The 10,774-nt window shown below is 63.9% G+C and carries 9 protein-coding genes; 7 read left to right on the top strand and 2 right to left on the bottom strand.

Annotated elements, in window-relative coordinates; genetic code table 11:
- The 5 genes from H6A15_RS09740 to H6A15_RS09725 all read left to right on the top strand — a co-directional run.
- The coding region (locus H6A15_RS09740) for a biotin/lipoyl-containing protein (RefSeq protein ID WP_204673564.1) at positions 1-217 on the top strand (217 nt) is incomplete at its 5' end.
- 86 nt (positions 218-303) lie between these two features.
- Complete coding sequence (locus H6A15_RS09735) at positions 304-1,419, top strand: sodium ion-translocating decarboxylase subunit beta (protein ID WP_204673563.1); 1,116 nt, start codon at positions 304-306, stop codon at positions 1,417-1,419.
- Positions 1,420-1,434: 15 nt separating this feature from the next.
- Positions 1,435-1,563, top strand: a complete 129-nt coding sequence (locus H6A15_RS10605) for an OadG-related small transporter subunit (protein WP_275060855.1) — start codon at positions 1,435-1,437, stop codon at positions 1,561-1,563.
- 33 nt (positions 1,564-1,596) lie between these two features.
- Positions 1,597-2,991, top strand: coding sequence for an oxaloacetate decarboxylase subunit alpha (locus H6A15_RS09730; protein WP_204673562.1), 1,395 nt, complete (start codon positions 1,597-1,599; stop codon positions 2,989-2,991).
- A gap of 520 nt (positions 2,992-3,511) precedes the next feature.
- A complete protein-coding gene (locus tag H6A15_RS09725) occupies positions 3,512-3,958 on the top strand; it encodes a DDE-type integrase/transposase/recombinase (RefSeq protein WP_204673561.1) in 447 nt (148 codons plus the stop codon).
- Positions 3,959-4,041: 83 nt separating this feature from the next.
- Here the strand turns inward: H6A15_RS09725 and H6A15_RS09720 are convergent, their stop codons facing one another.
- Positions 4,042-4,581: a nitroreductase family protein gene (locus H6A15_RS09720; RefSeq protein ID WP_204673560.1), complete on the bottom strand. Its 540-nt coding sequence runs from the start codon at positions 4,579-4,581 to the stop codon at positions 4,042-4,044.
- Positions 4,582-5,017: 436 nt separating this feature from the next.
- Positions 5,018-5,587: a TetR/AcrR family transcriptional regulator gene (locus H6A15_RS09715; protein WP_204673559.1), complete on the bottom strand. Its 570-nt coding sequence runs from the start codon at positions 5,585-5,587 to the stop codon at positions 5,018-5,020.
- A gap of 234 nt (positions 5,588-5,821) precedes the next feature.
- On the opposite strand from H6A15_RS09715, the gene H6A15_RS09710 reads away from it, so the two are divergent.
- Positions 5,822-8,395: a YhgE/Pip family protein gene (locus H6A15_RS09710; protein WP_204673558.1), complete on the top strand. Its 2,574-nt coding sequence runs from the start codon at positions 5,822-5,824 to the stop codon at positions 8,393-8,395.
- A gap of 4 nt (positions 8,396-8,399) precedes the next feature.
- Positions 8,400-10,628, top strand: coding sequence for a YhgE/Pip domain-containing protein (locus H6A15_RS09705; protein ID WP_204673557.1), 2,229 nt, complete (start codon positions 8,400-8,402; stop codon positions 10,626-10,628).
- Positions 10,629-10,774 lie beyond the last annotated feature (146 nt).

The following is a 10,774-nucleotide window of genomic DNA, read 5'->3' as shown; positions in this document are numbered from 1 at the left end:
CGGCACCCACGTGCAGACGGCCCCCATGCCCGGCAAGATCATCGACGTCCACGTCAACGTGGGCGACTCCGTGACCGCCAACCAGCGCGTCATGGTGCTCGAGGCCATGAAGATGGAGAACGAGATCGTCGCCGAGAAGGACGGCGTCATCGCTTCGATCAACGTCGCCAAGGGCGATATGGTCAACCCCGGCGACACGCTCTTCAGCATCGAATAGGAACTGTCAGCACCCCTCGCGCCGCAGCCGTCTGGCCAGGACGAGGCCGGACGGGCGTCTCGCGCGACCGTAAGTGAGGTATCCCGTTGGAAGTATTGATTGAAGGAGTGATGGGGCTCGCAGCCGAACCGGGCCGCATCGTGATGATCCTCATCGGCTGCATTCTCATGTATCTCGGCATCAAGAAGGAGTACGAGCCCACGCTGCTCGTGCCCATGGGACTCGGCACCATCCTGGTAAACATCCCCAACTCCGGCGTGCTTGCCACCGGAGGCGCCGACGGCCCGTTCCAGGTGCTCTTCAATATGGGCATCGAGACCGAGCTCTTCCCGCTTCTGCTCTTCATCGGCATCGGCGCGATGATCGACTTCGGTCCCCTGCTCTCGAACCCGTTTCTTCTGCTCTTCGGAGCCGCCGCTCAGTTTGGCATCTTCTTCGTGATCATCGTGGCCACCCTTTTGGGCTTCGACATCGTCGACGCCGCCTCGACAGGCATCATCGCCGCCGCCGACGGCCCCACCTCGATCTTTGTGGCAAACTCGCTCGGATCGAAATACATGGGCGCGATCATGGTCGCCGCATACTCATACATGGCGCTCGTGCCCATCATCCAGCCCATCGCGGTGAAGGCGGTCACCACCAAGAAGGAGCGCCGCATCCGCATGACCTACAACCCCCGCGCGGTCTCCAAGACGGCGAAGATCCTCTTCCCCGTCATCATCTGCATCGTCGCAGGCCTTGTCGCGCCCGACTCGCTACCGCTCGTAGGCTTCCTGATGTTCGGAAACCTGCTGCGCGAGTGCGGCGTGCTCAACAACCTGTCCAACACCGCCCAAAACGAGCTCGTGAACCTCATCTCGATCCTGCTGGGCCTGTGCGTGTCGGTACGCATGCAGGCAGGCGAGTTCCTGCAGGTCGACACCCTCATCGTCATGGCGCTCGGCCTCGTGGGCTTTGTCATGGACTCGGTGGGCGGCGTCATGTTCGCCAAGCTCCTCAACCTGTTCCGCAAGGAGAAGATCAACCCCATGATCGGCGCTGCGGGCATCTCCGCCTTCCCCATGAGCTCCCGCGTCATCCAGAAGCTCGCCACCGAGGAAGACCCGCAGAACTTCATCCTCATGCAGGCTGCCGGCGCCAACGTCGCCGGACAGATCGCCTCGGTTGTGGCCGGCGGCCTCATCCTTGGCCTGCTGCTCTAGAAAGGGGCGTGACACATGTCTGAGAACCTGTTGATCGCCGTGGAGATCCTCGGCCTGGGCTGGGGCGGCATCTTCTTGGTGATGTTCATCATCTACCTCGTCTCGCTCGTGCTCTCACGGATGTTCCCGCCCGAGAGCGAGTAACCCTTTTGCAACCTTGAAGGAGGTGCAACGCACATGACCCGTAAGATTCGCTTCATGGAGACCATCCTGCGCGACGGCCAGCAGAGCCAGATCGCCACGCGCATGCCCATCGAGGACATGGTCCCCATGCTGGAGCCGCTCGATTCGTGCGGCTTCGAGGCGCTCGAGGTGTGGGGTGGCGCGACCTTCGATTCCTGCCTGCGCTATCTCAACGAAGACCCCTGGGAGCGCCTGCGCACCATTCGCGCGAACGTGAAGCACACCAAGCTTCAGATGCTGCTGCGCGGCCAGAACCTCTTGGGCTATCACAACTATGCCGACGACGTCGTTGAGGCATTCGTCAAGAAGTCCGTAGAGAACGGCATCGACATCCTGCGCATCTTCGACGCGCTCAACGACACGCGCAACCTCAAGACCTCCATCCGCGCCGCCAAGGAGGCGGGCGGCGAGGTGCAGGCGGCGATCTGCTACACCACAAGCGACGTGCACACCATCCGCTACTTCGTGTCGCTCGTCAACGAGATGGAGCGCGCCGGCGCCGACTCCATCTGCATCAAGGACATGGCGGGCGTCCTCACCCCCGACGTCGCCTACGACCTCGTGCACGAGATCAAGCAGAACACCGACCTGCCGCTGCAGGTGCACACCCACGGCACCGCGGGCATCGCCCAGATGACCTACCTCAAGGCCGTCGAAGCGGGCGCCGACATCATCGACACGTGCCTGTCGCCCTTTGCCGAGGGCACCTCGCAGCCTGCGACCGAGTCGCTCGCGATCGCGCTCGACGCCCTCGGCTATGACACCGGACTCGATGTCGACGAGCTCGATCAGATCGCCAAGCACTTCGCCGGCGTTCGCGACCGCTTCATCGCCGACGGCGGGCTCAATCCCAAGGTGCTCGAGGTCGAGCCCAAGGCGCTGCTGTACAAGGTGCCCGGCGGCATGCTCTCCAACCTGATCAGCAACCTCGCCGACCTCGGTGCCAGCGACCGCTACAACGAGGTCCTCGCCGAGGTGCCGCGCGTTCGCGCCGAGCTGGGCTATCCCCCGCTCGTGACCCCGCTTTCGCAGATGGTGGGCTCTCAGGCCCTTATGAACGTGCTCTCCGGCGAGCGCTATAAGGTGGTCCCCAAGGAGATCCGCGACTACGTGCGCGGCATGTACGGACGTCCGCCCGTCTCCATCTCGAAGAGCATCCGCAAGCAGATCATCGGCGACGACGAGGTCATCTCCTGCCGTCCGGCAGACCTCATCGAGCCGCAGATGCCTCGCCTGCGCGAAGAGATCTCCTGCTACGCGCACTCAGAGGAAGACGTGCTGTCCTACGCACTGTTCCCCGAGCAGGCCCGCGACTTCCTGGGACGTCGCGAGGATCCATTCTACGACGTGCCCGTACAAGAGGTGAACGTCACCATCGACGTTCGATAGGCTCGACGGCCGCCTCGGCGTCAGCCGTCGGCCTTCGACGCGCGCCCCATGCTTGCCGCGCGTCTGTCGCGCACGAAAGCGCCCGCCGCCCTTCGGGACGGCGGGCGCTTTGCGTACCATTCCTTCAAGACCGAACGTCTTTCCAGATTTTTCCTCCATGTTTGCCGATTCTGGACATTTTTGATAAATACGAACGATTTGATCGTTTTTTCAGGCCGCGGGGGAAGATTCAATAGGAATCAGTCTCAATACTGGAGGCAAAATCTCTTCTTCATATGTCTATTTCGTATTATTTTATAGCAATATACAACTCGCATCCTTGCAGACGCCGCTGGTTGCACAGACAAAATCGTTCGTATGTATCAAAAATGTCCAAAAACCGCAAATCGAATGAGAAAAGTCGCCGCGGGAACCGTCGAGAAACCCCGCCATCGCAAGAGCGGCCAATCCGCAACTATCCAACAGGAGCGCGACGTGGCTGTGGGCGCGTGCAGACGAGCTATCGGGCCTTTATCGCGCGTTGCCCAAAACGTGGGGATGGAGAGCTCTTCCAAGCGGCCCTCGCCGTCGGTGTCCTCGTAGCCCCTCGAAGGCGCTCGTCGCCGAGATGCTGGAGGGCGCCGTGGTGGCGACCGGTGGCGGCTTCACCCTGCACTCCGACCGCGGGTGGCACTACCGCACGCCGGACTGGGTGCGGGACTGCGCGGCCGCGGGCGTCACCAGGTCGATGTCGCGCAAGGGCCACTCCCCGGACAACGCCGCCTGCGAGGGCTTCTTCGGCAGGCTCAAGGTCGAGTTCTTCTTCGGCCGCGACTGGTCCGGCGTCACCGCCGAGGGGTTCATGGAGGCGCTGTCGGCCTACATCCGCTGGCACCGCGAGGGCCGCCTCAAGGCCTTCGACGAGGGCGGCGGGACCGTGTACGACACGATCGCGGGCCGCAGGAGGCGGCTCGGGCTGGCAGCGTAGGCCGGTACAAGAAAATGTCCGCATCCCCTCCGCAGCAAATGCGGAACGCCCTTTTTCATGCAGAGGCTTCTTGGAAAGACGCGTCAGAACGTCTCGCGAGCGACCATCTCGTCGAGTGACCGGCGCTCGACGTGCTTGGGACTCGGGTCCATGTCGGGATAGCCGACCATCAGCAGGTCGACGAGGCGGTAATGCTCTGGCACGCCGAACAGCTCGCGGGCCATATCGTGGTCGAAAGCTCCCACCCAGCAGGCTGCAAGGCCGAGAGAGGTTGCGGCGTTGTCCATGTTGGTGAGCGCAATCGTCGTGTCGATATCGCCGAAATCGCAGGTCTCTGGTCCTTTCGGGGGAACCGGATGTGAGGAGCAGCGCTCGTCATAGGCGGCAATGATCACCGTCGGGGCGCCGTAGCGGCACGCGGTGCAACGGTCGATCTTGGCCAGCCCTTCCGCATCCTGCACCACGCACAGGCGCGTCGGCTGGTAGTTGCGGGCAGATGGAGACAGGCGCGCCGCCTCGAGCAACATTGCCAGCTCGTCATCTGTGATCTGCTCGTCGCGGAAACGACGACACGAATAGCGGCGAGCAATCAAATCGAGGTATTCGGATGCGATCTTGGACATACGGCCTCCTTCTCGATGGCGCTCTTGCATAGCGCGGCCCCTTGGACGCGGCACAGGCGATGTCATCGGCCGCACCCCGGCGTATCATCCCCATCATATCGCTTCGCCAGGCCCTATCGCGCGCCATGAAAGACCCGCTCTCCAGCAGCCGGTATCAAAAACACGACTTTTGAGAGGGTATTCATCGCGATGGTTTGAACCTTTCTGGCTTCATGTATATCGCAATGTTATTTCTGCAGGTCGGAGATTTCTCCATGCATAGAATCAGCCCTTCTTCGAGCGCAGTTCAACCTATTAATTCGAGATATCTCAAAAGTCGCGGATTTGATCCCCGGCCCCGCTTTGCACTGCTAACGCGCGGTATCACGTGCATAATCTCACGGCACTGAGCCTCCAGTCTGCCCTGCTGGGGGCAAGATGCATGACACGGCGTCCCCTATGCGTCGTGCTCCCCCGCACGCACACCGATACCGTGGAACACCACGTCGAGCACGCCATGGACGAACGCCTCGGTATCGTCACCCGTATCGACCCCTTCGCCTGCGTACTCCGTGATGGCGAACGCACCGATGATGGCGACCGCTACCAAGTGGCTGTTGGTGCCCGGGCGCACGAGCCCCTCGACCTTCGCGCGCTCAAGCTGCGCCTCGAGCACCGCGATGATGCGCTCCATGTGCTCCTTGATATGCGGAAGCACCTCGTGCTCGACATCCCACAGACCGTGGGCGAGCGCCAACGTGAGCGCACTGCCCGGCTGGACGGCATGGGCGACAGCCTCAACGAGGCCCAAGATCGACGCACGGGCAGACGGCGCCTGCGCGACAACCGCCTCGACATCGGAAACGAGCCCCTCCATCGATCGGTCGAAGATCGCCTGGACAAGCGCTCCCTTGTCGGCAAAGTAGTAGTAGAGCGCGCCCTTGGACATGCCGCAGCGCTCCGAGACCTCTCCGATCTGAAAGCCGGTGCCCCCGCGCTCGATCATGAGGTCGGTCGCAGCTTCCATGATCCTCTCGCGCGTCGCCGCGCTCTTAGATGTCTTCGCGCCGGGATGCATCCCTGGTTGACCCGCCTGCTTTGCCACGATTGCCACCTCCCGTCGTAGATTCCGCCTTCAGAAAGTGTACCATCGCTTAAGATTTTTGAATCTTTTTCAAAAATCTTTGATAGAGGTGCATAAGGTGTCAATCTGGGGATACAGTCCTTCAACACCTGCATGCTTGCTTCAGAGGGGACCACCGTGAACACCATACTGCGGATCTTCGTCCGCGACCTCAAGCGCATCGCGCGCAATCCCGCCGCTATCGTCATCGCGCTCGGCGTGTGCATCATCCCGTCGCTCTACGCGTGGATCAACATCCTGGCCAACTGGAACCCGTACGAGAACACCGGAACCGTTCCCGTCGCCGTCGTCATCGAAGACGAGGGCACAACCATCCCCGACATGGGATTCGTGAACGCAGGTTCGATGATCCGCGAGAAGCTCGAAGAGAACCATCAACTCGGCTGGGAGTTCGCCGCCTCCGAAGACGAAGCTATCTCCGAGGTCGAGGCAGGCCACGCCTACGCGGCCTTCGTGATCCCGCGCGACTTCTCCGCCACGCTCGCCGGCGTGCTCGATGGCAAAACGGAACCGGCGCACCTCGCCTACTACGTCAACGAGAAGGCAAACGCTATCGCGCCCAAGGTGACCGATACGGGAGCGACCACGCTCGAAACGCAGATCGAAAGCGAGTTTCTGCACGTCGTGGGCGATACGGTTGCCGAAAAGCTCAAGGGCTCCGCCGCCTCCATGGCCAACGATGCGGACCAGGCGGTGCGAAGCACGGCGGGAAAGCTGCGCAGCGCCGCCGACGGGCTTACCGCACAGACAGACAGCCTCGGCGACGCGCAGCGGCTTATCGCCTCATCGCGCAAGGCCATCGATGGCGCACGTGCCTCCTTGGACCAGATCTCGTCGTCGGCAGACACGCTTGCCGACTCCCTTGACCACGCGATGGGCGTGCTCGGCGACGCACGGGCAGGCACGCAGGCGCTTGCGACCGATCTCGCGGGCGACCTGGGGGCAGGAGCGGGAGCAATCGCGGGCATCTCCTCGACCGCCGCCTACGATATCGGCGAGATCGCCGGCGATATCGGCTGGGCGCAGGGGAAGGTCGATGCCGCCATCACGCAGATTCGTTCCCTCAACGGCACGGTTCAGAACCTGAAGACCTCCCTTGAGCTCACCCGCACCACCATCGTCGGTCTCGAGCAAACCGAGGGCCAAGATGGGCAATCCGCTATCCAGACGCAGGTGGTAATGCAGCTCGACAAGGAGATTCAGGCGCTGATCAGCCTCTCCGACGAGCAGCTGGCCCAGCTCGACCGCCTGCAGGCGCTTTCCGATGACATCAAGGCCTCCGCCGACGACGTGCGCAACCTGTCGGGTGTGGTCAACGATGCCATACAGCAGGGAAACCAGGCCCTGAGCGGCCTGCAGACGCAGCTCGCCACCGTAATCGGGCCGGGCGTTTCGTCGGCACTCGATACGTTTGCCGATGCAGGCGGCTACCTCGAAGGCACGCTGAACTCGATCGGCCCCCTCACGTCGCAGGCGAACTCGACGCTCGACCAGCTCGACACCCTGCTGCAGCAGGGTGCGGGCACCATCGACCAGACCGCCGCTTCGCTGCGCGAGGCGGCAGACGGCATCGGCGACCTCGCGAGCGACCTCGATGCCCTCGAGAGTGCGCAGACCTTCCGCGGTCTGTCGGATCTCATCGCCCTCGACCCCACCGAGGTCGGCTCGTTCATGGGCGCGCCCGTGGCACTCAACACCCATGCGGTCTTCCCCGTGAGCACCTACGGTTCAGGCGTGGCGCCCTTCTACACCAACCTGGCGCTCTGGGTCGGAGGATTCGTGCTCGTAGCCATCTACAAGCTGGAGGTCGACACCGAGGGCATCGGCACCATCCGGCCCTGGCAGGGCTTCTTCGGCAGATGGCTTCTGCTCGCGCTGTTGGGACAGGTGCAGGCCATCGTCTGCTGCACGGGCGATATCGTGCTCGGCGTCCAGTGCGTATCGCCTGTGGCGTACATCTTCGCAGGCATGGTCGAATCGCTCGTGTACGTGCTGTTCGTCTATGCGCTCGCCGTCGCCTTCAAGCACATCGGCAAGGCCCTCGGAGTCCTGCTCGTCGTGCTTCAGATTCCCGGCACCTCGGGCACCTATCCCATCGAGATGATGCCCGGCTTCTTCCAGGCGCTGCACCCCTGGCTGCCCTTCACCTACGGCATCGACGCCATGCGCGAGGCGGTTGCCGGATTCTACGGCGATACCTACCTGCGCTGCCTGGCGACCCTGCTGCTGTTCGCCGTACCGGCGCTCATCATCGGTGTCGGCGCGCGGCGGCATCTCGTGGGCATCAACACGCTCTTCGATCGCCGCCTCGCCGAGACCGACCTCATGATCGCCGAGCACACGGGCGCGGAAGATTCCCTTGCCGCTGGATCGGAGCGCTTCGCGAGCGCCGGAATCTGGGTTTCAAGCCCTGGGCGCGCCCAGCGATTCGAGCGGCACTATCCCGTGCTGGTTCGGCGCGGACTCTTCGCGCTCGCCGCGGTGCCCGCCGCCCTGCTGCTCGCACTGTTCGTCCTGCCCGCAAAGTTCGCCCTGCTCATCTGCTGGATCGCCTCCCTCGCCGGCACCTGCGCGTACCTGATCGTCGTGGAATACCTGCACAGCCGCGCGCTCGGCGTGATCGCCGGAGCCGCGCCGCAACGCGCCAGCCGCCCTCGCCACCTGTCCAGCTTCCCTGCAGAAAGGTCGTAGCATCATGCACGCCATCTGGTCATATATCCGCCGCGACGCGCGGCATGCCTTCGCCAACGCCGTCAGCATCGTCGTCATCGTGGGCATCGTTGCGGTTCCGTCGTTCTACGCATGGTTCAACATCGCCGGCAGCTGGGACCCCTACGGCAACACGAGGAATCTGAAAGTGGCCATCGCCAACGACGATGCAGGCTACTCGAGCGAGCTCGTTCCCATCGAACTCAACCTCGGCGACCGCGTCGTCGAGAACCTGCTCACATCGACCACCATCGGCTACACCGCCACCACCCGCGACGAGGCGCTCGAGGGCGTCAAGTCGGGCGCCTATTACGCCGCCGTCGTGATTCCCGAGGATTTCTCGGCCTGCCTGCTGAGCGGCTTTTCCGACAACCCCCGGCAGGCGGAGGTCGCCTTCTACCAGAACCAGAAGGCCAACGCCATCGCCGAGATCGTGACCGACAAGGCGTCCGCCGCCATCCAGCGCGACATCGACGAGGGCTTCGCGCGCGCCGTGACCGACGTGGGCGCCGGCGCCCTCGACGAGCTGGGAAACCTGATGGATGACGAGGAGCTCGCCCCGCTCGCTGCGCATCTCGACGATGCGCTCTCGACCGCAGCCGGCACGCTCGGCACCACCGCGCAGACGGCGCGCTCGTTTGCAGACCTGCTCGGCTCCTCGCAGGCGCTCATCTCGTCGAGCTCCAGCTCGCTTGCCGGCGCCACGGCACCGACGCAAGACATCACCGAGGCGCTGACCCAGAGCGCCGATGGCCTGCGTGGTCTGGGCGATACCATCGACAGCGCGGCTGAATCCGCGGGTGACGCGCTCGAGCAGGGAGCGGCCGGCTTGAGCGGAATCGACACCGCCATCGACCAGGCCTTCGACACCGCGAACGGCCAGACGGACAAGCTATCCGGCGCCCTTGCCGAGGTGCAGGGTACCGTCGACCGCCAGCTGGAACTGCTGCGGCAGCTCTCCGATGACCTTGCCGGCAGCGACACGCTCGTGAAGAGCCTTGAAAACCACTACGAGCTGGGGTCGCTCCAGGTTACCCGCATCCACGAGGCGAGCCTCACCATCGAGGGCATCAACGACCGCGTCCAGCAGGCGATCGCGGAACTCGAGGACCTCTCGAAGGGCATCGGCAAGACCGCCGATGATATCGCTCAGGCGGCAACGGACGCTGACGCCGCGCGCGGCGAGCTGCACGGCATGGTGGCGAACGCGGCATCGAGCCTCGAGGGTGCCCGATCGACGTACGACTCGACACTCAAGGGAACGCTTGGCGAGCTCGCCGACTGCATCGACGAGGCGGTTGCCGGCGTGAACGGCACGCTGCAGGGGCTCTCGGGCATCACGGCATCCATCTCGAACAGCGCCGCGGCGGCGGCAGACGGCCTCGGAAACGCCCGCTCCTCACTTGGCGACACGGCTCAGGCGCTTGACGGCACCGCAAATGACCTGCGCGACCTGCAGGGTCGCATCCACGCCGCGCTCGCCGACAACGACCTTGACAGCGTGCGCGCGATCCTCACGACAAGCCCCGTCGACCTAGCATCGTTTATCGCCGCGCCCATCACGATGGACCGCCACGCCGTCTTCCCCGTCGAGAACAACGGGTCGGCCATGACGCCGTTTTACACGGTGCTCGCCATCTGGATCGGAGGCGTGGTGATCGCAGCGCTTATTAAGGCGACGCCGAGCGCGGCCGCGCTCGCCCAGACGGGATGCTCGCAGACGCAGGCCTACGTAGGCCGGCTGGCGCTCTTCGCGGCGCTCGGAGCGGCCCAGACGCTCCTGATCTGTGGCGGCGACCTTTGCTACCTGGGAGTTCAATGCGCGCATCCCGCCCTGTTCCTGCTCGCAGGGCTCGCCGCATCCTTCGTGTTCGTGAACATCATCTTCGCGCTGACCGCGTCGTTTGGCGACGTCGGTAAGGCCGTCGCCGTGGTGCTCATGGTCCTGCAGGTGGCGGGCGCCGGCGGAACGTTTCCCCAGCAGATGCTGCCACCGGTCTTTCAGGCCATCTACCCGTGGCTTCCCTTCGTGCACGCGGAAGGCGCCCTGCGCGCCGCGATGTTCGGACTATATGGCAACGATTTCTGGATCGAGCTCGGCTTGCTTTCCGCCTATCTCGTACCAGCGCTGCTGCTGGGACTCGTGCTGCGCCGCCCCGTCATCCGCGCCAACGAGCGCCTGGAGCATGCACTCGAGTCCACGCACATCATGTAGAGCGTCGTCCGGCGCGCACGCCGGCCGCGGCCAGGGCCTCCTCGTGTACAGTGTCCATAGCGGTCGTTCCTCTCTCCAGAACCGTCTGTTGTGGTGACTACGATTCTAGGGAACGGCCGCGCCCTTCCGGGCGCCGGCCGGGATGC

It is taken from the genome of Enorma phocaeensis (assembly GCF_016901575.1).
GTDB lineage: Bacteria > Actinomycetota > Coriobacteriia > Coriobacteriales > Coriobacteriaceae > Limicola > Limicola phocaeensis_A.
This window is presented reverse-complemented; position numbering and strand designations above follow the sequence as displayed.

Bases quoted from the DNA above. Each gene is read 5' to 3' on its own strand.
- H6A15_RS10605 (WP_275060855.1), top strand. From the start codon at position 1,435: ATGTCTGAGAACCTGTTGATCGCCGTGGAGATCCTCGGCCTGGGCTGG.
- H6A15_RS09730 (WP_204673562.1), top strand. From the start codon at position 1,597: ATGACCCGTAAGATTCGCTTCATGGAGACCATCCTGCGCGACGGCCAG.
- H6A15_RS09720 (WP_204673560.1), bottom strand. From the start codon at position 4,581: ATGTCCAAGATCGCATCCGAATACCTCGATTTGATTGCTCGCCGCTAT.
- H6A15_RS09715 (WP_204673559.1), bottom strand. From the start codon at position 5,587: ATGGAAGCTGCGACCGACCTCATGATCGAGCGCGGGGGCACCGGCTTT.
- H6A15_RS09705 (WP_204673557.1), top strand. From the start codon at position 8,400: ATGCACGCCATCTGGTCATATATCCGCCGCGACGCGCGGCATGCCTTC.